Genomic DNA, 24,852 nt, shown 5'->3' with positions numbered 1-24,852 from the left:
CTTGGGGCTGGTCTTTATTTTTCGATAATTTTGTGTCCAATCAACTGGCGGTAACAAATCTGTTTATTGTTTTTAGCATCGTTGATGATCTGGAGAATGGTTTCAAAGGAAACGCGCCCGAGTTCTAAACTATTGATATCCACATAGGCTGCCAAGTTCAGTTTAGGGTTGACCGAGTCAAAGCTGAGGACAGGGACATCCAGTTGGTGTTTTGCGATGTAATCACAGACCCCTGCAGCAAGAAGGCTATCAATAGTAATAATAGCATCAATATTTGGATCATGTTCGAAGAGAAGTTTACTAAAGCGATAACCATTATCTTCAAGAAATTCGGTCGCAAAGTAGGTCAGATTGGGATCAATAGGAAGTTGGTATTGTTTAAGAGCTAACTCATAACCCATTAGACGATCTTGTGTTACGAAAAGTTTTTTGGTTCCTCCGATGAAGGCAATTCGCTTGCATCCTTTTTTGATGAAATATTCTGTCGCATCAAAACCTGCCTGGACATTGTCATTATCGACAAGCGGAATGAAGGGAGATAGAGATTTACCTAAGATAAGGAAAGGAAATTGCTCATCGGCTACTAGTTTAACCAAAGGATCCTCTTCTTGGGCATAGAGGAAAATCAAACCATCTACACGCTTACCATAGACCATCTGGGAAATAGCTTTGAGTCGCTCTTTTGCATCTTTCCCAGTTGCAATCTGAATAGCATAGTGGTTCTCAGATGCCACTTGGGCGATCCCTCGTAGAACAGATGGGAAGAAAGGATTTTGGTAAAAGGCATCCGAGTCATCAGGAAGCACCAGACCGATAACCTGAGTATAGCTACTTACCAAGCTACGAGCATTGAGGTTGGGATGGTAGTTGAGCTCCTTCATCGCCTTGCGAACTCGTTTTTTGGTTTCATCACTAATCGTTGATTTATTTTGGATGACGCGGGTAACAGTTGAAGGTGAGACACCTGCTGCTTTAGCCACATCTTTAATCGTCACGGGCATAAAAATCTCCTATTTATGATAATCTGGATCACGGAAATGTGTCTTGTAAAAAATAGTGACCAGATAAAGAACAAAAAGAATGTTTTGTACAGTGATAAGGGTTGACATATTCTGGCCAAAAAGTCCCAAAATAAGCGTAATCAGAGTGGGTAATCCTAAACAGTTCAAGATAAAATGGTAGCACTCTTTAAAAGTCCTAAATGAAAAGAGGCGTGATTTTTTGGTGATATAAAGGAGGAGACTAGCTCCAAGAGAGACAATGAAGAAATTCAATCCAAAGAGGAAGCTTGCACCAAGAACGAGAAAGAGACTGATATAGACCCGATTTTGTTGGTACCAATCTTTAGAAATGGCCTGGGTTAGATCTTCCTTACTCTGGAAACTCTCCGTTTGAATAGCGTGGTAGCGAATGCGAGTTAGTTCCTTACTTTCCTTACTGATGACGAGTTCTTCCGTATCAAAATGAAGTTGCAGATCCTTTGGCAATTCCTTGTTTTGGCTTGGGCCAATCAAAAGAGAAGGCTGCTGATTCTTCGCACCTGAGTAGTTCAGCTTTCCATCAACGATTTGTGCATTCTCTGACAAGTCCATGATCGCTTCATCTGTCAGTGGAGTGTAGACATTATCGATAAAGGTATCCAGTGGATACGTTTCCTGTGAGCTGTTTTGAATGGCAATCGGAACCATAGACAAACTGATGAGGAAAATGCTTGTAAAGAGAAGCTGAAACCAGTTGAGGCCGGAACGTTTTGATAGGGGCTTACGAAATCCCCAGATACTAGAGAAATACGAGAATGGATATGGAAGCATAGGCATCTTTCTAAAAGTGTTTTCTATATGAGTATTATTATATAGAGAAATGTGCTTTATTTCAAGTCTAGGAGACAAATTGCTTGTCGCAAGGATATTATTTACAGTAACAATCGCTAATACTCAATGAAAATCAAAGAGCAAACTAGGAAGCTAGCCACAGGTTGCTCAAAGCACAGCTTTGAGGTTGGAGATAAAGCTGACGTGGTTTGAAGAGATTTTCGAAGAGTATAAAATGAAAAAAGGGTGGCGGGGATAGATTATCCCTTGTCGCCACCACTTGTAAGTCCTGAAACAAAGTTCTTTTGTAGGAAGAAGAAGAGAATACAGATTGGAAGCGCGATGAGGATAGCACCTGCTGAGAAGTAGGCGATCTTCAAGTTTTTCACATTGCTGACAAAGGTCTGTAGACCAACGGCAACAGTAAAGTATTCTTTCTCACGAAGTAAGAAACTAGAGAGGATATAGTCTCCGAAAGGTCCCATGAAGGCCCAGAGGGCTTGTACCGCAACCATTGGGCGAACAAGAGGGAGAACGATTTGCCAGAAGCGGCGGAAGTGTCCTGCACCATCTAGTTTTGCTGATTCATCAAGAGACATTGGTACTGTGTCGAAGTAGCCTTTCATCAACCAAGCATTCATCGGGATACCGCCACCAACGTAGAGGAAGATGAGGAACCAGCTATGGTTAAGGGCATTCAACATAAGGGCCATAACGAAGAAGGCTGTCAAAGCGGCCATTGTTGGTACCATTTGGATGATCAAGAAGAAGACCAAACTTTGTTTACGAGCCAAGAAGTTGTAACGGCTGTAGGCATAACCAGCAAGTACGATGATACTTGTTTGAACAACCATGGTAATCAAGGCGATAATCAAGGTATTGAGATACCAAGTACCGTATAAGGTTTCAGTAAAGAGTCCTTTAAAGTTATCAAAATTGAAGTCGATGTTAGTATCTAGTTTAAAGGCTGCGACGTTACCTGCTTTAAAGGCTGACATAATAGTAATCAAAAGTGGATAGATAATCACGATTGAAAGACCAATCAAGTAGAGGTAAGTGAGGGTTTGAGTCAGTCTACGTTTGAGTTTGATTGAGTTATTCATCTTAGACATCCTCCATATCAAATGCGTGTAGTTTCTTGAATGCGATCATAGAGATAGAGATGACAATGATAGAGATGATCAAGGTAACAGCTGCCGCCATAGAGTATTGAGGAGATGTACCTGTTGTCAAACGATAAATCCATGAGATCAAGATATCAGTTGAACCGGCTCCACCACCAACGCTACCAGGACCTCCGCCGTTGAAGAGGTATATGATAGAGAAGTTGTTAAAGTTGAAGGTGTATTGGCTGATCAATGTTGGTGCTGCAACAGCCAAAATCATAGGGAAAGTGATGTTGCGGAATTTTTGCCAAGCATTGGCACCATCGATGTAAGCCGCTTCGTAGAGGTCGTTAGGAATCGACTGCAAGATACCCAAAGTCAAAACGTAGATGTATGGGAATCCTAGCCAACCTTGCATCATAATCAAGGCAATCTTCGTCCAAGTTGGGTCTGTTTTCCAAGGGATAAGAGCACCGTCAAGGAAAGGAAGAACCTTAGCCAAGATAGGCAATACTTGAGTGTTGATCGCTCCGACACTATCGTTAAACATGTTTGAGAATGTCAAGATAGTGATGAAGGCTGGAACAGCCCAAGGAAGAAGGAAAATAACACCAAAGATACGTTTTCCTTTGATAAATGGTTGGTTGGCAACGATTGCTGTAAATATACCAATGACAATCTGCAAGGTAGAAGCAGCCAAGGCCCAGATGATGGTCCAAGAAAGAACCGCACCGAAGGCTGAACGGAAGGTACTTAAGCTCCAGATGTTTGTAAAGTTAGTCAAACCAACCCAGTCCAACAATTTGTTTGGTGGCAAGTGTTGGAAGTCATAGTTGGTAAAGGCAATCATCAAGGTTACGATAACTGGGAAGATAATCGCAAATGTCATAGCGACGTAAGATGGGATGATCAAGAGGTAAGGGAAACCATTCTCATAAATACCTTTGATCATATCTTTAAAAGTACGTGGGACAGGAATTCCATTGTTAATACGTTTTGCGATTGTATGTGCATCTTTAATATTTGAGAAATAAAAGAGCACATAAACGACTACAAAGATTAAATGGAAGGCACCACGAATCAGCATAAAGAGGGAATTATCACGACCTGGCTTGTCACCAAGAGTGATCAAATTGTGCAATTCAGGGGCTGCAAGTGCTAGGAAATAAAGAACAAACACGATAGTGACACCAAGGAAGATAAAACCTTTGGCCTTTTGTTTATTGTAAATCTGTCCTAACCCAGGAATCACTGAAAGCAAGGCTGCTTTGCTAGGTTGTTGGTTTTCCATGAATACTCCTTTCATAGGATACGAGATTGAAGTTTGTCTCCAATCACTAGATAGGCAACTGCAATCATTCGTAAATTTATAAAATCAAAGGGGGATTTGTATTCTCCCCCCTTGTAACGAATTCAATTATTCACCAAATTTTTGTTTGATTGTTTCTTTGATCAATGTAACAGCATCGTTAGCAGCTGTCTTAGCATCTTTTTTACCACTTACAGCGTCAAAGAGCATTGTTTTAGCTGGATCCCAAACAGCTGACATTTGAGAAATGTTTGGCATTGGTTGAGCGTTCTTGAACTGTTCAATCACGGCTGTTGTCAACTCATCTTTTTTGCCTTCAGCGTATGAACGAGCTTCAGTGTTAGCTGGGATTTCGTTAGTTGCATCGTAGAATGCTTTTTGTTGTTCAGTTGAAACAAGGAAGTCTACAAATTTTTGTGCAGCTTCAAGGTTCTTAGTGCTTGATGGGATGATCCAAGCTTTACCACCACCGAATGGTGTGTAGTCTTTACCATTTGGAAGAGTTGGAATAGTAGCAACACCGTAGTTTACTTTAGCATCTTTGAATGCTTGAGCTTTCCAAGGACCGTCGATGATAGCAGCTGTTTTACCTTCTTGGAATTGAGTTTGGATCAAGTTTGCAGCACCTTCAGTATCTTGCATCCCTTTAGGCCATTTTTCGTACCAAGATTTAGCGTAGTTGATACCTGTGATAGAACCGTCGTTTGCAAGACCGATGTCTTTAGCGTCTTTACCGTTTTGTCCGAATACGTAACCACCGTTACCAGCAAGGAGTCCGTATGCGTAGTAGAAGTTTGTCCAGTCGGCTAGGAATGCAGTAGTTTTGCCATCTTCACCAGCGAAAGCGTATTTGCTGTCTTTAGCAAGGTTTTCCAAATCAGCAAATGTTTTAGGAGCTTCTTTAAGCAAATCTTTGTTATAGTACATAACAAGTGACTCGATAACGGCAGGAGCACCGTAAACTTTACCGTCAGCAGCTGTTACAAGAGATTTAGTCTTATCATCTGTTTTAGCGCCGTCGCTCAATTTAACTTCTGAAAGTTGTCCGTCAGTACCAAGGCTACCTACGCGGTCGTATGGTGCCATCATAACGTCAGCAGCTTGACCTGATTGGTTGTCAAGAGAAAGTTTGTCAAGTCCACCAAGTTGGTCACCTGATTTGATGTTAACTTTTGTACCTGATTCTTTTTCATAAGCTGCAGCAACTTTTTCAGCGTAGGCTTTGTATTGGTCTTCAACGTAGAAAGTAAGTTCTTTTGCTTCAGATGAGCTAGTATCAGCTGCTTTATCAGCAGTTTTGCTTCCGCAAGCTACCAAAAGTAAGCTAGCTAGAGTAGCAGTTCCGAGCACAGCAGCGCTCTTCATGAATTTAGATGACATAGTGTATTCCTCCTAAAGAATAACAGTTATAATTTATTCGGGAAACGCAAACGTTTTCCTTTATGAGCTTAGTATAGCACAAATAGAAAACGGTTGCAAGGTTTTTTTGAAAAAATTTTAAAAAATTTTTAAGGTTTGGAAGTGGATATGATTACCTTTAATAGGAAGAAAATATCCTAAACGCTGATTTTCTTATTTTGTGAAAACCAAGGGAAACGATTGCGTTAATTTAGCCCAATTTTCAGAAAATATAGCAGACGTTCGGAATGAATTATCTTAAATCAGAAAATCTTTAAAAATTTTTTCGCTTATTTCGTAAAATATCAGTGGGAATAAGTTTTAGTTAGATAAAAATAATTCAAAAAAATTTTTAAAAACGCTTGCATTTGTGTTTGAAATACGCTATACTTAATTTAACGCAAACGTTTGCGCCTTGATTGCGCAACGTTTTATAACAAACATATGAGGTGCTATTATGAAAAAACGTCAAAGTGGTGTGTTGATGCACATCTCTTCTCTACCAGGAGCATACGGGATTGGATCATTTGGTCAGACTGCCTATGATTTCGTCGATTTCTTGGTTCGTACGAAGCAACGTTACTGGCAAATCCTCCCTCTTGGGACAACAAGCTATGGAGATTCTCCATACCAATCATTCTCAGCCTTTGCTGGAAATACGCATTTTATCGACCTTGATATTTTGGTAGAGCAAGGCTTGTTGGAAGCTAGTGACCTTGAAGGTGTTGACTTTGGTAGCGATGCATCTGAAGTTGACTATGCGAAGATTTATTACGCACGTCGTCCACTTTTAGAAAAAGCTGTGAAACGCTTCTTGGAAGTGGGTGATGTCAAAGATTTTGAGAAGTTTGCTCAAGACAACCAATCATGGCTCGAACTCTTCGCAGAATATATGGCGATTAAAGAGCATTTTGACAATCTTGCTTGGACAGAATGGCCAGATGCAGACGCTCGTGCGCGTAAAGCTTCAGCACTTGAAAGCTACCGTGAGAAATTGGCAGACAAGTTGGTTTACCACCGTGTGACTCAATACTTCTTCTTCCAACAATGGTTGAAATTGAAAGCCTACGCTAACGACAACCACATCGAAATCGTTGGAGATATGCCAATCTATGTTGCGGAAGATTCAAGCGACATGTGGGCAAATCCACATCTCTTCAAGACAGATGCCACTGGTAAAGCAACTTGCATCGCAGGATGCCCACCAGATGAGTTTTCTGCCACTGGTCAGCTTTGGGGAAACCCAATCTATGACTGGGAAGCAATGGACAAAGACGGTTACAAATGGTGGATTGAACGCTTGCGTGAAAGCTTCAAGATTTACGATATCGTTCGTATCGACCATTTCCGCGGTTTCGAATCTTACTGGGAAATTCCTGCTGGTTCCGATACAGCAGCACCTGGTAAATGGGTGAAAGGTCCTGGCTACAAACTCTTCGCAGCTGTTAAAGAAGAGCTTGGTGAGCTAAACATCATCGCAGAAGACCTTGGTTTCATGACAGATGAAGTCATCGAGTTGCGTGAACGCACTGGCTTCCCAGGAATGAAGATTCTTCAATTCGCCTTCAATCCAGAAGACGAAAGTATTGATAGCCCACACTTGGCACCTGCCAACTCTGTTATGTATACAGGAACACACGATAACAATACGGTTCTTGGTTGGTACCGTAATGAAATCGACGATCCAACTCGTGAATACATGGCGCGCTACACGAACCGTAAAGAGTATGAAACAGTGCCACACGCAATGCTTCGCACAATCTTTTCATCCGTTAGCTTCATGGCTATTGCCACTATGCAAGACTTGCTAGAACTAGATGAGTCAGCTCGTATGAACTTCCCATCTACTCTTGGCGGAAACTGGTCATGGCGTATGACAGCAGACCAACTCACACCAGCTGTTGAAGAAACTTTGCTTGACTTGACTACAATTTATCGCCGAATTAATGAAAATTTGGTAGAATTAAAGAAATAAGACATTATCAGGAGACACATAAACATGTTACCATTAAACGAATTTGTACAAAAACGTTACAATAAAACTATTGCAGAATGTAGCAATGAAGAGCTTTACCTTGCTCTTCTCAACTACAGCAAGCTTGCTAGCAGTCAAAAACCAGTCAACACTGGTAAGAAAAAAGTTTACTACATCTCAGCTGAGTTCTTGATCGGTAAACTCTTGTCAAATAACTTGATTAACCTTGGTCTTTACGACGATGTGAAAAAAGAACTTGCAGCTGCAGGTAAAGAGTTGATCGAAATCGAAGAAGTAGAATTGGAACCATCACTTGGTAACGGTGGTTTGGGACGTTTGGCAGCCTGCTTTATCGACTCAATCGCTACACTTGGTTTGAATGGTGACGGTGTTGGATTGAACTACCACTTCGGTCTTTTCCAACAAGTTCTTAAAAACAACCAACAAGAAACGATTCCTAACGCTTGGTTGACTGAGCAAAACTGGTTGGTACGCTCAAGCCGTAGCTACCAAGTGCCATTTGCACACTTCACATTGACATCTACTCTTTACGATATCGATGTACCTGGTTACAAGACAGCTACTAAAAACCGCTTGCGTTTGTTTGACTTGGATTCAGTTGATTCTTCTATCATCGAAGATGGTATCAACTTTGACAAGACAGATATCGCTCGCAACTTGACTCTCTTCCTTTACCCAGACGATAGCGACAAGCAAGGTGAATTGCTCCGTATCTTCCAACAATACTTCATGGTTTCAAACGGTGCACAATTGATCATCGACGAAGCGATCGAAAAAGGAAGCAACTTGCATGACCTTGCGGACTACGCAGTTGTACAAATCAATGATACTCACCCCTCAATGGTGATTCCTGAATTGATCCGTCTTTTGACTGCGCGTGGTATCGAACTTGATGAAGCAATCTCAATCGTACGTAGCATGACTGCCTACACTAACCACACAATCCTTGCTGAAGCCCTTGAAAAATGGCCTCTTGAATTCTTGGAAGAAGTGGTTCCTCACTTGGTACCAATCATCAAAGAATTGGACCGTCGTGTGAAAGCAGAATACAAAGATCCAGCTGTTCAAATCATTGATGAAAACGACCGTGTACACATGGCTCACATGGATATCCACTATGGATACAGCGTAAACGGGGTGGCAGCACTCCACACTGAAATCTTGAAGAACTCAGAGTTGAAAGCTTTCTACGACATCTACCCAGAAAAATTCAACAACAAAACAAACGGTATCACATTCCGTCGTTGGCTCATGCATGCCAACCCAAGACTATCTCACTACTTGGATGAGATTATTGGAGAGGGATGGCACCATGAAGCAGATGAGCTTGAAAAACTCTTGTCTTACGAAGACAAAGCAGCTGTCAAAGAAAAATTGGAAAGCATCAAGGCTCACAACAAACGTAAATTGGCTCGTCACTTGAAAGATCACCAAGGTGTGGAAATCAATACAAACTCTATCTTTGATATCCAAATCAAACGTCTTCACGAGTACAAACGCCAACAAATGAACGCTTTGTATGTCATCCACAAATACCTTGATATCAAGGCTGGTAACATCCCTGCTCGTCCAATCACAGTCTTCTTTGGTGGTAAAGCAGCTCCTGCCTACACAATCGCCCAAGACATCATTCACTTGATCCTTTGCTTGTCAGAAGTGATTGCAAATGATCCAGAAGTAGCTCCACACTTGCAAGTGGTTATGGTTGAAAACTACAACGTTACTGCAGCAAGCTTCCTCATCCCAGCATGTGATATCTCAGAACAAATCTCACTTGCTTCTAAAGAAGCTTCAGGTACTGGTAACATGAAATTCATGTTGAACGGAGCTTTGACTCTTGGTACTATGGACGGAGCTAACGTGGAAATTGCTGAGTTGGTTGGCGACGAAAATATCTACATCTTCGGTGAAGATTCAGAAACTGTTATCGACCTTTACGCAAAAGCAGCTTACAAATCAAGCGAATTCTACGCTCGTAAAGCTATCAAACCATTAGTTGACTTCATCGTGAGTGACGCTGTTCTTGCAGTAGGCAAGAAAGAACGCTTGGAACGTCTTTACAACGAATTGATCAACAAAGACTGGTTCATGACTCTCCTTGACTTGGAAGACTACATTAAAGTCAAAGAGCAAATGCTTGCTGACTACGAAGACCGCGACGCATGGTTGGATAAAGTCATCGTTAACATTGCCAAAGCAGGATTCTTCTCATCTGACCGTACAATCGCTCAGTACAACGAAGATATCTGGCACTTGAACTAAGATACAAAATTTATACTAATCACTTTGTAAAAAAAGCGAATTTCAATTGAAATTCGCTTTTTTGAATGATGTGGATTTTAGCCAATCAGGTCTAAAAAGAGATAAATCATAGATACGTTGAAGTTTTAGAAATACTGCTTTTTACTGTATTTCAGTCTCATGATTCTTCGTAGTTGATGGCCTCGTATTTCTTGTATCCGCTTATAATTTGTATTATAATAGCATTGTGGTGAAGAAAGAAGGTGTTTTTATGTGGAAAAAATATTTTTCAAAATATAAATGGACTGATTTATTTTGGATACTATTTGTGGTTTTGTCATCACTCTCGATGGGGAATCGTACTCTTTTTCCACTTACCCATCAAGAAATCTCTTATCATGGGTGCTATTTGGGGATTACACTTGCCTCATTTCACTTATTATTCATTGATAAATTTGTCATTTCGAATCGAAAATAAATGGAGAGGTTAAAATTTTTTCCACTTTTCGGATAGACAGTTGAAAAATCGTGATTTAAACCCACGCCTCAAGAAGAGGTGCGGGTTTTTGTCTTATCTGAAAGTTTTAATTACAGTGCTTTCCCAACCAAAATCTCTGCTTCAATGGTAATCTCTGTCAGTTGGCTCCAGTCAATCTTGGTATGGTCAACGTGAAAGAGTAAGGGCGTCATGGCAAGCAGGGCTTGGCGTTGCTCAGCCGAGATAGGTTTTGTTAAGGAAGCAATCTGACTAGATTGGATTCTGAAATGTTCCTGGAAATGTTCTTTGATATCTTGGTTGGAATAATCCTTCTTTGTCAGCTGGTCCTGCACCATTTGACGGATTTCTTTGAGGTGATTTTCGGTTGGGATGACCTTGATCAAAATACCGTCTTTGGATAAAACGCGACGGAATTCCCCATAGTTGGCAGGCGAGAAGATATCAAGCAGGATATCCATGCTGGCGTCTTTTATAGGAAGACGAGCCAGGTCGCCGACAAACCAGTTGACCGCCCAGTTTGGTTCGCTCTTGGCAGCGATTTGAACGGAATCTTTTGAAATATCAAAGGCGTAAAAGGTTTTGTCAGAGTGACTTTCTTGGAGCTTGCGAGAGTAGAAGCCTTCGCCACAACCGATATCCAAGACTGTTTTTGCGGATGGTTTAGTGGCTAGTAAGTCGGAGATACCTTCTAAGATAGCCTGATAAAAGCCAGCCTCTAGGATTTCTTGGCGGTTTTGAAAGTTTTTCTTGTCGTAGTTGGCAGATTGCTTGATTTGAGGAGCCAAGTTGACATAGCCAAATTTTGCCAAGTCAAAAGAATGACGATTGCTACACTTGAGACTGCTCTCTACTAAGGTTAGATTTTCTTGGCAGATAGGACAGGCAAAGGCAGTCGCAGCAGCGAAGCGCTGAAGTTTGGGTTTGAGATTTGTATTCATAGTTTAAGTGTATCAAAAGAGGCAAGTGAAAGCAACTTTAGGAGCAAGTAGATGGGAGATTCAGTAGAAATAAAACTAATTCTCCAATTTATAAAATGAAATTGCTTTTATATCTAAATTGCTATATAATAATGATAAGGAGGAAATAAGTATGTTAAAAGAAGTATTAACCGTTGCAAAAGTTGCGAAAAAATCTTCATTATTTTTGGGTGGTGTCGCATTTGGTACCCTTGGTTTGAAAATCTTAGCAAGTAAGGAAGCTAAAAAAGGTTATTCTAAAGCTTTGGCTAAGGCTTACAAGTTGAAAGACGAGCTAGATGCATCTGTTTCTGTTGTGAAACAACATGGAGACGATGTTTTGCAAGATGCTAAATATTTGTATGAGCAAGAGAAAAAAGAAGAGCAATTAGATAGCCTTATAGGAGAATAATATGTCTTTTAAAGTGCTATATAGAGGATATCAACATATCCGACTATCATCTTCTTTTTCACTTACCTTGGATATTCAAGACTATCTTCGTTCCTTGGCGAGAGATGAGAAGGGAATTGAGTCTATCCAGTTTTACATGGATCAACAGCACTTTACCCTACGTATAAAAGAAGGCTTCTCTGTATTAGACAATGCAGAAGCCTTTTTAAAAAGGATTGATAAAGGGAAAGTTTCTGAGTTGATGACTCTTCCTGTTCGTAGAGAAGAGAGTGCCTATTCTATCGTTTCAGGTGCAGCGATTAAGCGTGTGCTTTTTCGTAGTCTTGTGCCGTCTCCTATTCGCTATATATGGACTTGTTATCAGGCTTTTGGATATGTTAAAGAAGCCTATCAAACACTAGCGCGTAAGGAACTAACGATGGAAGTCTTGGACTGTTCGGCTATTTTATTGTCTTTGTTTATGAACCAATCCAAGACTGCCAGCAACATCATGTTTATGCTTGATTTGGGGAATCATTTAGATCAGTGGTCCTTGAAAAAAACTGCAACAGATTTAGAACAGAGTCTTCTTGCAAAAGAGAGCGATGTATTCTTAGTACAGGGCGATACGGTCGTTAGTATCAAGAGTTCCGATGTTCAAATAGGAGATGTCTTGGTCCTATCTCAAGGAAATGAAATTCTGTTTGATGGACAAGTAGTTTCAGGTTTAGGTATGGTCAACGAAAGTTCCTTGACGGGAGAGAGTTTTCCAGTTGAAAAAAGAGAGTCTGATTCGGTTTGTGCAAACACAGTCTTGGAAACTGGGGAGCTACGCATTCGTGTAACCGATAATCAGATGAACAGCCGTATTTTACAGCTGATTGAGTTGATGAAGAAATCTGAAGAAAACAAGAAAACTAAACAACGCTATTTCATCAAGATGGCGGACAAGGTCGTCAAATATAATTTCTTGGGGGCTGGTCTGACTTACTTATTAACAGGTTCTTTTTCTAAGGCTATTTCATTCCTATTGGTTGATTTCTCCTGCGCTTTGAAAATCTCTACTCCTGTAGCTTATTTGACAGCTATCAAAGAGGGGTTGAACCGTGAAATGGTGATTAAGGATGGGGATGTTCTAGAGAAATATCTGGAAGTTGATACTTTCTTGTTTGATAAGACAGGAACAATCACAACTAGCTATCCTATAGTTGAAAAGGTGTTACCTTTTGGGGACTATAGCGAGGAAGATATTCTCAGAATCAGTGCCTGTCTTGAGGAACACATTTATCATCCTATTGCTAATGCCATTGTCAAACAAGCCGAGATAGAGGGGATTGAACATGAGGAAATGCATGGGAAACTCCAATATATCGCAAGTAAGGGAATCAAATCCCATATAGATGGCCAACCAGTTGTTATTGGAAATTATGTCTTGATGCAGGATGAGCAGATTCATATTAGTTTGGAACAACATGCTTTGATTGAAGAGTACAAGAATCACTACAATCTCTTATTCTTAGCCTACCAGAATGAATTGATTGGAATGTTCTGCATTCATACTCCTTTGAGAAAAGAAGCAAAAGCAGCCTTGGAGAAACTTAAGGCACAAGGGAAAAAATTGATTCTGGCAACAGGGGACACCTTGGTTAGAACAGAGGAATTAGTCAAAGATTTGCCCTTTGATCAGGTCTATACAGACTTGAAACCTGATGGGAAATTTGAGTTAGTAGAGGAACTGCAGAAAGCAGGTCACACTATTTTGATGGTTGGAGATGGATTGAATGACTCAGCGGCTCTAACCCTATCAGATATCGGTGTGGTGATGAATGAAAGCGCAGATATTTCTAAGCAGATGAGTGATATCTTATTGTTAGATAATCGCTTGGATTTCTTCCAAGAGTTGGATTCGCTATCATCATCTTTGCAAATACTCATCAAGAAGAATATTCAAGATACCGTTGTCGTAAATAGTAGTTTGATTGGCTTTGGCTTGTTTAATTGGCTCAGTCCTTCAAATCTCTCTATCTTACATAATCTAACAACCTTGCGCATTGTCTTGCGTAGTCTGTCTATTAAAAATAGATAGATGAGAGTTATTAACAGCAAAAAGGAGTTACCTTTCTCGAGGTTAACTCCTTTGTTTATAGATAAATGTTGAACAGTTTAGTAAGTCAATACAAAGTATTTTTTCTTACCACGACGGATAACAGTGAGTTCGTTCTCTAACTTATCTGCGTCATTCAAGACATAGTCAAGGTCTTGGATACGATCACCGTTGACGTAGATAGCTCCATTTTGAACATCCTCGCGGGCTTGGCGTTTTGAGTTAACCACGCCAGATGATACGAGGAGTTCCACGATATTGTGGTTTTCGTCAGCTTGGACTTGGTAATTTGGTACCCCGCGGAGTCCTTGTTTGAGTTCTTTGACAGAAAGGTTTTTGATGTTTCCAGCAAAGAGTTGCTCAGTGATGTTAAGGGCTTCCTTGTAGGCTTCTTCACCGTGGACAAGTGTTACGACCTCACGAGCCAAGACTTTTTGAGCCAAGCGTTCGTGTGGTGCTGCTTCAAATTGTTTGCGGATGTCTTCAATCTCGTCCAGTGACAAGAAGGTAAAGATCTTCAAGAAGCGAACAGCGTCAGCGTCCATGACGTTCATCCAGAATTGGTACATTTCGTATGGAGAAGTCTTTTCAGGGTTGAGCCAAACAGCGTTTCCTTCTGATTTACCAAATTTCTTACCAGTTGCATCTGTAATGAGTGGCACTGTGATAACGTGACCAGTCTTGTCAGCCTTGCGACGAAGCAATTCGGTACCAGCAGTCATATTTCCCCACTGGTCAGAACCACCGATTTGTAGGGTTACGTTGTGCTCTTGGTTAAGGACGTAGAAGTCATATCCTTGCATGATTTGGTAAGCGAACTCAGTGTAAGAAATCCCTGTCTCGATCCGTTTTTTCACAGACTCCTTACTCATCATGGAGTTGACAGTGAAGTATTTTCCGACATCACGGAGGAAGTCAATGAAGCTGATGCTGCCAAACCAGTCGTAGTTGTTGACCATGACAGCTTTATTTTCCCCATTTTTAAAGTCAAGAAAACGAGAAAGTTGTCCTTGGATAGACTTGACCCAGCCCTCTACTGTGTCTTTTGTTTGGAGACTACGCTCAGCATCTTTGAAGGACGGATCTCCGATGAGACCTGTAGCACCGCCAACGAGCGCATAAGGTTTGTGACCTGCTAGTTGCAAACGACGACTTGTCAAGATTGCGACAAGGTGACCGAGGTGAAGGCTGTCAGCAGTTGGATCGTAGCCAGTATAATAAGAAACTTGACCTTCTTCTAGGGCTTTACGCAAAGCTTCTTCATCAGTCGTTTGAAAAATCAAACCACGCTCTTTTAGCTCATCAAAAATGTGCATGTGTCTTTTCTCCTTTATAAAATATTGTTTCTACCTATTGTATCACAAACTTGATTAATAGCCTAGTGGAATAGGGAAGAAAGTGGCTATTTTATTGAAAGTTTTCCTTTTATGGTATAATAGAGAAAGCGAGGACATTCATGAAAGAAAGAATTGATGAATTAAAAACAAAAATGCTGCATTTTTTCCAGCAACTAATGCAACGAATTGCAAAATGGAAGAAAAGACTAGCAGAAAAACTAGCTGATAAGAAAACCGGTAAAAAGGGGACCTCTTCTGATAAAGTTAGAAAGGCAGGGCCTATTTTCGCTAAGATTTTGAGTGCTTTTAAAGTGGCCTTCAACACTCTCTTTATCTTAGGTTTTATCGGTGGACTGTTTGGTGCTGGGGTGGCTATGGGTTATGGAGTTGCCCTATTTGACAAGGCCCAGGTCCCTCAAGCAGAAGAGTTGGTCAAGCAAGTGAAGGATATTGCCTCTATCTCAGAAATCACTTATTCTGACGGCAGTGCCATTGCCTCGATCGAGGGCGATTTGTTGCGCACTTCAGTCGCTTCAGGTGCTATTTCGGATAATCTTAAAAAGGCTATCATTGCGACAGAAGACGAGAATTTCAACGAGCACAAGGGAGTCGTGCCTAAGGCCGTTATTCGTGCGACCTTGGGAACTTTTGTCGGTCTGGGGTCATCCAGTGGTGGTTCGACCTTGACTCAGCAGGTTATCAAGCAGCAAGTGGTGGGAGATGCTCCCACTCTAGCTCGTAAGGCTAAAGAAATCATTGATGCTCTAGCTTTAGAGCGAGCTATGGGTAAGGATGAGATTTTAACAACCTACCTTAACATTGCTCCTTTTGGTCGCAATCATAAAGGACAAAATATTGCAGGTGCCCAACAGGCTGCAGAAGGGATCTTTGGGGTTAAGGCTTCGGATTTAACGGTCCCTCAAGCAGCCTTTATCGCAGGATTGCCACAGAGCCCAATTAGTTACTCTCCTTATGAATCTGACGGTAGTATGAAGAGCGAGGAGGATTTGGCTCTGGGGGTCAAACGGGCTAGAGATGTTCTCTATAATATGTACCGGACAGGGGCTCTAAGTCAGGAAGATTACGACAAGTACAAGGATTATGATTTTAAGAAAGACTTCTTACCATCTGGTAGTGTCAGTGGTACTTCGCGTGACTATCTCTACTTCGCAACCTTGGCAGAAGCTACTGATCGGATGTATGACTATCTGATTCAGAGAGATAATGTTTCTGTACAAGAGCAAAAGAATGAATCCATCCAGAAAGCTTATCGTGATTTAGCGACTAAGGAAATTGAAAATGGTGGATATAAGATTACGACGACTATCAATAAAAATGTTCATGCTGCGATGCAAAATGCAGTGGCGACCTACGGCTATCTGCTAGATGATTCGACAGGCCAGCCTGAGGTGGGGAATGTCCTCATGGATAACCAAACAGGAGCTATTCTTGGGTTTGTCGGTGGTCGCAATTATCAAAAAAATCAGAATAACCACGCTATCGACACAAAACGTTCTCCTGCTTCGACTACTAAGCCGATATTGGCTTACAGTATTGCCATCGACCAAGGTCTGATGGGAAGTGCAAGTATCTTATCAAACTATCCGACCAACTTTTCAAACGGCAATCCTATCATGTATGTCAATAGTCCTGGTACAGGGATGATGACGTTAGGGGAGGCCCTTAACTACTCATGGAATATCCCAGCCTACTGGACTTATCGTACACTTCGAGAGAAGGGTGTTGATGTTAAAGGCTATATGGAAAAAATGGGTTACGAAATCCCAGAATATGGTATTGAGAGTTTACCGATGGGCGGAGGAATTGACGTTACAGTTGCTCAGCATACTAACGGATATCAGACTTTGGCCAACAACGGAGTTTACCATAAGAAACATATGATTGCGAAGATCGAATCAACAGATGGTCGAGTGGTTTATGAACATAAAGATAAACCTGTCCAAGTTTACTCAAAAGCGACAGCGACCATCATGCAAAGCTTGCTTCGCGATGTTATCTCATCTCGGATTACCTCAAGTTTCCAAACAGACTTGGCTACCATCAATCCAAGCCTCGCTAGTGCCGACTGGATTGGAAAAACTGGTACAACCAATGAAGATGAAAATATGTGGCTTATGCTTTCTACGCCTCGCTTGACCTTGGGTGGCTGGCTAGGTCACGATGACAACCGCCCACTAGCCAAAGGGGCGGGCCACTACCGCAATGCCAACTATATGGCCCACTTGGTTAATGCCATTCAACAAGCAAAACCTGGAATTTGGGGGAATGAGCGCTTTAATCTTGACTCAAGTGTGACCAAGTCACAAGTTCTCAAGTCTACAGGGGAGAAACCGGGCAAGGTTTCAATTAATGGCAAAGAAGTCAACGTTTCCGGTTCTACCGTAACAAGTTACTGGGCTACTAAAGAAGGGGCACCAGTAACCACCTACCGCTTTGCTATTGGAGGAAGCGATGCAGATTATCAGAATGCTTGGAAGAATATTCTAGGAAGCATCCCTGCAGTAACTCCTCCAAGCTCAAGTAGCAGTTCGGGAACAACAAGTTCGAGTGGAAATACTCAGAGTGGCTCTTCAGGACGTTCACGTCTGTTTAATCGCTAAGATAGAGTAGCAGCAAGGTTAGTAATTTCTCCTTGTTGCTACTTTTTTCTTTGTTGGTTTCGTGTTACAATAGGAGTATGAATCATTATCAGAAAAAGATTGTTAAGGGAACACTATACTCGCTACTCTCAGGCCTAATCTGGGGGATCTGTGGGATTTTAGGAGAGTATTTTTTCACTCATTATCCAGTGTCTTCTGGATGGATTACTTCTATGCGTTTACTAGTGGCGGGGAGTTTGGTTTTAGGTCTATCTGCCTTTCAGTTGCGTAGCCGCTTGTTGGACATCTGGCGTGATAAGAAAAATTATCTACCTTTTTTAGCCTATGCTATTCTAGGTATTTTTTCTGTGCAGTTTTTCTTTTATCTCTGCGTTGAGTATTCGAATGCGACGACGGCGACCATTTTGCAATTTATCAGCCCAGTTTTTATCCTGTTTTACAATCGAATCATCTATCAGAAGAAGGCTTCGACTACAGCAGTTTTCTATGTTTTGATTGCCATGCTAGGTGTTTTTTTGATGGCTACAAAAGGGGACTTGTCCCAGTTATCCATGACACCTTTGGCTCTAGTAACAGGTTTGCTCAGTGCAGTAGGGGTCATGTTTAATGTTATCCTGCCTCAGCGTTTTGCACGGCGCTACGGATTTGTTCCGACTGTTGGTTGGGGGATGATTCTGGCAGGACTCTTTAGTAATTTCCTTTACCCTATTTATCAGATAAGTTTTCAAGTGGATCTGGTAAGTGTGCTGATTTGTCTGATGATTGCCGTGTTTGGGACTGCTTTTGCCTTCTTCCTATCTATGAAGGCTGTGTCCCTCGTTTCCCCGCTGGTCGTATCGGTGGTGAGTGCTAGCGAACCGCTTTCTTCAGCTTTATTAAGTGTTCTTTTTCTGGGATTGGTCATGGATGGTTTTTTGGCTTTAGCTATGGTGTTGATTATCGTTCCGATGATTTTCTTATCTGTAGAAGAAGCAAAACAAGCCAAGTAAAGATGCTTATTTGATAGTTGAGGCTTCAAATTTGAGGCCTTTTTTGGTAGAATAGGTATCATTATAACGAACCAGGAGGCGCCTATGACTGCTACAAAAATGAACGCTCAAGAAATTATCCAATTTATCGCCAATGCTGAAAAGAAAACCAGTGTCAAAGTAACCTTTGAGGGGCAACTCGCATCTGCTGTGCCTAGCTCTGTTGTCAAACTAGGAAATGTTTTATTCGGAGACTGGAAGGATGTCGCTCCGCTTCTTGAAGGTTTGGTAGAAAATCAAGATTACGTTGTCGAGCAAGATGCTCGTAATTCTGCAGTTCCTTTGCTAGATAAACGTGCGATCAACGCTCGTATCGAGCCAGGTGCTATTATCCGTGACCAGGTTGAAATTGGTGACAATGCTGTTATCATGATGGGAGCTGTTATCAATATCGGTGCTGAAATTGGTGCTGGAACCATGATTGACATGGGTGCCATCCTTGGTGGCCGTGCTATCGTTGGGAAAAACAGCCACGTTGGTGCAGGTGCAGTTTTGGCAGGTGTAATTGAGCCAGCTAGCGCAGATCCAGTCCGTGTCGGAGATAATGTTCTTATCGGTGCTAATGCAGTGTTGATCGAAGGAGTTCAAATCGGCAGTGGTTCAGTTGTTGCAGCAGGAGCTATCGTTACCCAAGATGTTCCAGAAAACGTGGTAGTGGCAGGTGTTCCGGCTCGTATTATCAAAGAAATTGATGCCCAAACCCAACAAAAAACAGCGCTTGAGGATGCGCTTCGTACCTTGTAATTGTAAAAGTAAAAAAGAGGCGGAACCCTTTTTCCAGCCTCTTTCTTCTATCAAAAGGAGGATCGATAGATGTTAGATTTGATTCAGATTAGACGAGATTTACACCAGATTCCAGAGATTGGCTTGGAGGAGTTTAAGACTCAGGCTTATTTGCTGGATGTGATTGAAAAATTGACTACGGGCAAGGATTTTGTTCAGGTTCGTACTTGGCGGACAGGTATTTTGGTCTATTTGCAGGGAAATCAGCCGGAGCGAACCATTGGTTGGCGGACAGATATTGATGGCCTGCCTATCATCGAACAAACAGGTCTACCTTTCGCCTCTCAACACCAAGGTCGTATGCACGCTTGTGGACATGATTTTCATATGACCATTGCCTTGGGCTGTCTTGAGCGCGCTCTTGAGGAGCAACCCAAAAATAATCTGCTCTTCCTATTTCAGCCTGCTGAGGAGAATGAAGCCGGTGGGATGCTCATGTATGAGGATGGTGCTTTTGGGGACTGGTTGCCAGACCAATTTTATGGTCTCCATGTTCGTCCGGATCTGAAGGTTGGACAGATTGCGACCAACACCCATACGCTCTTTGCAGGGACTTGTGAGGTGAAGGTTCGTTTCAAAGGAAAAGGAGGACATGCAGCTTTTCCCCATGAAGCCAATGACGCCTTGGTGGCTGCTAGTTACTTTGTGACCCAAGTACAGTCAGTTGTCAGCCGCAATGTCAATCCCATCGAGGGAGCGGTGGTGACCTTTGGTCTTTTCCAAGCTGGAACAACCAACAATGTCATTACAGACACAGCCTTTTTACACGGAACCATTCGGGCCTTGACTCAGGACATGAGCCTCTTGGTACAAAAAAGAGTCAAGACAGTCGCAGAAGGTGTTGCAGCAGCCTTTGATATGGAAGTCGAAGTAGAACTCAAGCAAGGAGGCTACCTACCTGTGGAGAACAATCCAGCCTTGGCGCGTGAACTGATGGACTTTTTTGAAGAGAAAGACGGAATCGAGTTGATTGATATCGAGCCTGCTATGACCGGTGAGGACTTTGGCTATCTCCTTTCGAAGGTAGATGGCGTTATGTTCTGGCTAGGTATCGATAGTCCCTACGCCCTTCATCACCCTCAGATGAGTCCTAAGGAAGAAGCCATAGCCATTGGGGTAGATGCATTCTCTAGTTTCTTGAAAAAGAAGGCAGCAGAGTAGAGGAATTGTCTATGAAAGCAGAACTACGCAAGAAAATTTTGCAAGAAATGAAGACTCTATCTCAGGAGCAAAAACAGGCTATGGATCGAGCTTTAACTGAGCGTTTCTTACAACACCCTTTTTACCAAAAAGCTAAGACCATCGCAACTTATCTCTCCTTTCCGCATGAATTTCAAACGAAGGAACTGATTGAGCAGGCGCTGAAGGACGACAAAAAGGTTCTGATACCCAAAACCTATCCCAAGGGGCGCATGGACTTTGTGGTCTATCATCCGCAGCAGTTGGTAAAAACTTCCTTTGGTTTACTGGAACCGCAAGGAGACTTGGAAGTGGTGGAACCGTCTCAGATTGATTTGATTCATGTTCCAGGGCTAGCTTTTACGACAGAAGGCTATCGAATCGGATATGGTGGAGGATACTACGACCGCTATCTGGAACATTTTGCTGGGCATACCATGAGTACAATCTATCCTTGTCAAGTTCAGGAGTTTAACTTGGAAAACCATGATATTCCCGTCCAGGAGGTGCTAATCTATGAAGGAAATCTTTGATAAACGTTATCCTGTGACCAGTTTTTTCCTCCTAGTGACTGGCCTTGTATTTTTACTGATGCTGATTACTACGGGTATCAACTTTGATCAGGCCAAAACTCTGTTTCAGTTTGGAGCTATGTATGGACCGATCATTCGCCTGTTCCCAGAGCAGATTTGGCGCCTATTTTCGGCTATATTTGTGCATATTGGATGGGAGCATTTCATTGTCAATATGATTTCACTCTACTTTCTTGGACGACAGGTGGAGGAGATTTTCGGCTCTAAGCAGTTCTTCTTTCTCTATCTCTTATCGGGAATGATGGGCAATCTCTTTGTTTTTGCTTTCACACCGAAAGTTGTAGCAGCAGGAGCATCCACTTCTCTTTACGGACTATTTGCTGCGATTATCGTTTTGCGTTACGCAACTCGCAGCCCCTATATCCAGCAGTTGGGGCAATCCTATCTGACACTTTTTGTGATTAATATTATCGGAAGTGTTCTGATTCCAGGAATCAGCCTAGCTGGGCATATCGGAGGTGCAGTAGGCGGTGCTTTTCTAGCAGTCATCTTTCCAGTCAAATGGGAGAGAAGGATGTATAGTACCAGCCAGCGAATCGGAGCAACTGTACTTTTTATCGCACTAGCCGTTTTCCTTTGCTATAAGGGAATGAGCTATGTGTAGGGGGATAGTTAAAAAGCTACTCAAAGAATGAGTAGCTTTTTGTGTAGATTGGAACCATTCGAAACAACACAGCTCTAAAACAAAGCTGTTTGGGAATTTCGCAAGAATCTGGTTTTGGAACCATTCGAAACAACACAGCTCTAAAACCAATCAGCCAATCAAGGTTCTTACGTGCTTTGTTTTGGAACCATTCGAAACAACACAGCTCTAAAACATTCTCATGGGAATATATTCCTACTCGTGAGTTTTGGAACCATTCGAAACAACACAGCTCTAAAACATACCTGAAGCAATTGATTATGCATTTATTGTTTTGGAACCATTCGAAACAACACAGCTCTAAAACTTCATTTTTAACAAAACTATATCATACTTGGGTTTTGGAACCATTCGAAACAACACAGCTCTAAAACACGTTTTGACATCAAGAAGACTGATGAAGAGTTTTGGAACCATTCGAAACAACACAGCTCTAAAACACTGATTTAGCCATTGTTGGTAAAGGCTGGGTTTTGGAACCATTCGAAACAACACAGCTCTAAAACAGCATTTCAGCAACTTCTTGCCTTCCGAGAGTTTTGGAACCATTCGAAACAACACAGCTCTAAAACAGGCCTCAAGCAAACGAGTGTGCAACTTCTGTTTTGGAACCATTCGAAACAACACAGCTCTAAAACTGCGTACCTTTTATCTAATGCTAGTAACTTGTTTTGGAACCATTCGAAACAACACAGCTCTAAAACATGTTGAAAGAGATTTGAGATAACAAACTAGTTTTGGAACCATTCGAAACAACACAGCTCTAAAACCAATTTAGACAAGTCTCCAAGGCGCTTGCTGTTTTGGAACCATTCGAAACAACACAGCTCTAAAACATTGAAGAAAAGGGCTTGGAAATGCTTATTGTTTTGGAACCATTCGAAACAACACAGCTCTAAAACACTTGCATGGACATACTTATAAGGTCGAAAGTTTTGGAACCATTCGAAACAACACAGCTCTAAAACAGTTCCCCAGTCACCTTCTTCATTAACTTTGTTTTGGAACCATTCGAAACAACACAGCTCTAAAACTACCTCGGCTCTACTCTTTTCCCTAATGCGGTTTTGGAACCATTCGAAACAACACAGCTCTAAAACACAAGGAACCACTGAAAATTGTGTACTTGGGTTTTGGAACCATTCGAAACAACACAGCTCTAAAACGCAATTACCCACGTATCATTATGTTTTTTAGTTTTGGAACCATTCGAAACAACACAGCTCTAAAACCTGCTGGGATCATCCCGTTTGCGCGTTCTTGTTTTGGAACCATTCGAAACAACACAGCTCTAAAACACCTACACTAGACCAGTCATAATCTCCGCCGTTTTGGAACCATTCGAAACAACACAGCTCTAAAACTGTCAACGAGCTGACACATTGGGATAATGGGTTTTGGAACCATTCGAAGCAACACAGCTCTAAAACTACCCCCATATCATTGATGAAATAAGTACAGTTTTGGAACCATTCGAAACAACACAGCTCTAAAACTGCGACCAAGTAAATAATCTGTGGACACGTGTTTTGGAACCATTCGAAACAACACAGCTCTAAAACATATTCGATGCAGACATACCACGTTGTGTAGTTTTGGAACCATTCGAAACAACACAGCTCTAAAACTATCACTTGTGAGAATGCCAGTGATGATGTGTTTTGGAACCATTCGAAACAACACAGCTCTAAAACAAAATTTGACGGGTCTTTCTTGCTTTCATTGTTTTGGAACCATTCGAAACAACACAGCTCTAAAACACCGTGTGAGTGATTGTGGTTAATTCTGTAGTTTTGGAACCATTCGAAACAACACAGCTCTAAAACTTCGCAAAACGCTTGAACGCTTCTGTGGATGTTTTGGAACCATTCGAAACAACACAGCTCTAAAACGGTACGTGCATGAAGACCAAATCAACGTAGGTTTTGGAACCATTCGAAACAACACAGCTCTAAAACACCCATCCAAGCCCCGGAAGACCTCTGACAGTTTTGGAACCATTCGAAACAACACAGCTCTAAAACTTCAATTTACTCTTGCTGATTAGCTTCTCAGTTTTGGAACCATTCGAAACAACACAGCTCTAAAACGGAGCATTCCAATCACTGCCCCAATTCACCGTTTTGGAACCATTCGAAACAACACAGCTCTAAAACAGGCTTCTTGCTCTTTCAAACGTTTCAGCTGTTTTGGAACCATTCGAAACAACACAGCTCTAAAACAGCACAGCGCGAAGGAAGTACAATTCCGCCGTTTTGGAACCATTCGAAACAACACAGCTCTAAAACATGTTTACTCTCCTTCCTCTGTAACGGTTGGTTTTGGAACCATTCGAAACAACACAGCTCTAAAACGTATGATACAGCTTAAGGAACAAGTTAGCGGTTTTGGAACCATTCGAAACAACACAGCTCTAAAACGATTGCACTTGAAGAAACCTTAAATAATGAAGTTTTGGAACCATTCGAAACAACACAGCTCTAAAACAGTTATCAATGAAGTTCCGGAACTTCTCGGGTTTTGGAACCATTCGAAACAACACAGCTCTAAAACCCGAAACTAATAATATTTTCAACTTTTAGGGTTTTGGAACCATTCGAAACAACACAGCTCTAAAACAAAAGGAGTAACAGATGGTAATGAGCCTAAGTTTTGGAACCATTCGAAACAACACAGCTCTAAAACAGGTCACATAACCTTTACTGACGCTTTCTAGTTTTGGAACCATTCGAAACAACACAGCTCTAAAACCGGATTGAGTAGAAGGAGGTTATATGCCAAGTTTTGGAACCATTCGAAACAACACAGCTCTAAAACCTCGTAGAAAAATTTTTCTCACGAAATTTCGTAATCGCGC

At 41.7% G+C, this 24,852-nt stretch carries 18 protein-coding genes and 1 CRISPR repeat array; of the genes, 11 read left to right on the top strand and 7 right to left on the bottom strand.

The genetic code is table 11. The annotated features are described in order from the left end of the window. Window positions 1-14: 14 nt before the first annotated feature. From EKB01_RS08230 to EKB01_RS08210, 5 genes are all read right to left on the bottom strand, one after another. A complete protein-coding gene (locus EKB01_RS08230; RefSeq protein ID WP_001145418.1) occupies window positions 15-1,001 on the bottom strand; it encodes a LacI family DNA-binding transcriptional regulator in 987 nt (328 codons plus the stop codon). A 9-nt stretch (window positions 1,002-1,010) separates the two neighbouring features. After that, window positions 1,011-1,811: a DUF1189 family protein gene (locus tag EKB01_RS08225; protein ID WP_167266533.1), complete on the bottom strand. Its 801-nt coding sequence runs from the start codon at window positions 1,809-1,811 to the stop codon at window positions 1,011-1,013. A 260-nt stretch (window positions 1,812-2,071) separates the two neighbouring features. After that, window positions 2,072-2,914 carry a sugar ABC transporter permease gene (locus tag EKB01_RS08220; protein WP_167266530.1) on the bottom strand — a complete coding sequence of 281 codons (843 nt, stop codon included), beginning with the start codon at window positions 2,912-2,914 and terminating at the stop codon, window positions 2,072-2,074. Between the two features lies 1 nt (window position 2,915). After that, window positions 2,916-4,208: a sugar ABC transporter permease gene (locus EKB01_RS08215; protein ID WP_162279193.1), complete on the bottom strand. Its 1,293-nt coding sequence runs from the start codon at window positions 4,206-4,208 to the stop codon at window positions 2,916-2,918. A 126-nt stretch (window positions 4,209-4,334) separates the two neighbouring features. Further along, a complete protein-coding gene (locus tag EKB01_RS08210) occupies window positions 4,335-5,606 on the bottom strand; it encodes an extracellular solute-binding protein (protein ID WP_167266527.1) in 1,272 nt (423 codons plus the stop codon). A gap of 475 nt (window positions 5,607-6,081) precedes the next feature. On the opposite strand from EKB01_RS08210, the gene malQ reads away from it, so the two are divergent. The 3 genes from malQ (at window position 6,082) to EKB01_RS09325 (ending at window position 10,339) form a co-directional block, all read left to right on the top strand. Further along, a complete protein-coding gene (malQ, locus tag EKB01_RS08205) occupies window positions 6,082-7,599 on the top strand; it encodes a 4-alpha-glucanotransferase (RefSeq protein ID WP_000747313.1) in 1,518 nt (505 codons plus the stop codon). Between the two features lie 24 nt (window positions 7,600-7,623). Further along, the gene (glgP, locus tag EKB01_RS08200) at window positions 7,624-9,882 is read left to right on the top strand and encodes a glycogen/starch/alpha-glucan family phosphorylase (RefSeq protein ID WP_167266524.1); all 2,259 of its coding nucleotides are present in this window, start codon (window positions 7,624-7,626) and stop codon (window positions 9,880-9,882) included. A gap of 250 nt (window positions 9,883-10,132) precedes the next feature. After that, a complete protein-coding gene (locus EKB01_RS09325) occupies window positions 10,133-10,339 on the top strand; it encodes a hypothetical protein (RefSeq protein WP_009013759.1) in 207 nt (68 codons plus the stop codon). Between the two features lie 110 nt (window positions 10,340-10,449). Here the strand turns inward: EKB01_RS09325 and EKB01_RS08195 are convergent, their stop codons facing one another. Beyond that, window positions 10,450-11,298 carry a putative RNA methyltransferase gene (locus tag EKB01_RS08195; RefSeq protein WP_167266521.1) on the bottom strand — a complete coding sequence of 283 codons (849 nt, stop codon included), beginning with the start codon at window positions 11,296-11,298 and terminating at the stop codon, window positions 10,450-10,452. Window positions 11,299-11,449: 151 nt separating this feature from the next. Here EKB01_RS08195 and EKB01_RS08190 point away from each other — a divergent pair, with 151 nt between their 5' ends. Both EKB01_RS08190 and EKB01_RS08185 read left to right on the top strand, forming a co-directional pair. Beyond that, on the top strand, window positions 11,450-11,728 hold the full coding sequence (locus EKB01_RS08190) for a DUF6110 family protein (RefSeq protein WP_000910909.1): 279 nt from the start codon (window positions 11,450-11,452) through the stop codon (window positions 11,726-11,728). Window position 11,729: 1 nt separating this feature from the next. Continuing rightward, window positions 11,730-13,793 (top strand): heavy metal translocating P-type ATPase, encoded by a 2,064-nt coding sequence (locus tag EKB01_RS08185; protein WP_045618039.1) that lies wholly within the window; start codon window positions 11,730-11,732, stop codon window positions 13,791-13,793. 77 nt (window positions 13,794-13,870) lie between these two features. On the opposite strand, the gene tyrS is transcribed toward EKB01_RS08185, so the two are convergent. After that, window positions 13,871-15,127, bottom strand: coding sequence for a tyrosine--tRNA ligase (gene tyrS / locus EKB01_RS08180; protein WP_167266518.1), 1,257 nt, complete (start codon window positions 15,125-15,127; stop codon window positions 13,871-13,873). A gap of 140 nt (window positions 15,128-15,267) precedes the next feature. Between tyrS and pbp1b the strand changes: the two genes are divergently transcribed. The 6 genes from pbp1b (at window position 15,268) to EKB01_RS08150 (ending at window position 21,956) form a co-directional block, all read left to right on the top strand. Then, window positions 15,268-17,769, top strand: coding sequence for a penicillin-binding protein PBP1B (pbp1b, locus tag EKB01_RS08175; protein WP_167266514.1), 2,502 nt, complete (start codon window positions 15,268-15,270; stop codon window positions 17,767-17,769). Window positions 17,770-17,846: 77 nt separating this feature from the next. Continuing rightward, the gene (locus EKB01_RS08170) at window positions 17,847-18,758 is read left to right on the top strand and encodes a DMT family transporter (RefSeq protein ID WP_109290266.1); all 912 of its coding nucleotides are present in this window, start codon (window positions 17,847-17,849) and stop codon (window positions 18,756-18,758) included. Between the two features lie 84 nt (window positions 18,759-18,842). Next, window positions 18,843-19,541, top strand: a complete 699-nt coding sequence (dapD, locus tag EKB01_RS08165) for a 2,3,4,5-tetrahydropyridine-2,6-dicarboxylate N-acetyltransferase (RefSeq protein WP_084852990.1) — start codon at window positions 18,843-18,845, stop codon at window positions 19,539-19,541. Between the two features lie 69 nt (window positions 19,542-19,610). After that, window positions 19,611-20,741 carry an N-acetyldiaminopimelate deacetylase gene (locus EKB01_RS08160; RefSeq protein WP_167266512.1) on the top strand — a complete coding sequence of 377 codons (1,131 nt, stop codon included), beginning with the start codon at window positions 19,611-19,613 and terminating at the stop codon, window positions 20,739-20,741. An 11-nt stretch (window positions 20,742-20,752) separates the two neighbouring features. Continuing rightward, window positions 20,753-21,292 carry a 5-formyltetrahydrofolate cyclo-ligase gene (locus EKB01_RS08155; protein ID WP_084852992.1) on the top strand — a complete coding sequence of 180 codons (540 nt, stop codon included), beginning with the start codon at window positions 20,753-20,755 and terminating at the stop codon, window positions 21,290-21,292. Further along, window positions 21,276-21,956, top strand: a complete 681-nt coding sequence (locus EKB01_RS08150; RefSeq protein ID WP_084852993.1) for a rhomboid family intramembrane serine protease — start codon at window positions 21,276-21,278, stop codon at window positions 21,954-21,956. The genes EKB01_RS08155 and EKB01_RS08150 overlap by 17 nt, the downstream gene beginning before the upstream one ends. A 45-nt stretch (window positions 21,957-22,001) precedes the next feature. After that, window positions 22,002-24,812: a CRISPR direct-repeat array (repeat unit 36 nt; unit sequence GTTTTGGAACCATTCGAAACAACACAGCTCTAAAAC). Window positions 24,813-24,852: the final 40 nt, after the last annotated feature.

Source organism: Streptococcus sp. CCUG 71758, assembly GCF_011714815.1.
GTDB classification, from domain to species: Bacteria; Bacillota; Bacilli; order Lactobacillales; family Streptococcaceae; genus Streptococcus; species Streptococcus halitosis.
The sequence above is the reverse complement of the archived record's forward strand: the minus strand, read 5'-3'. Positions and strand labels throughout refer to the sequence as shown.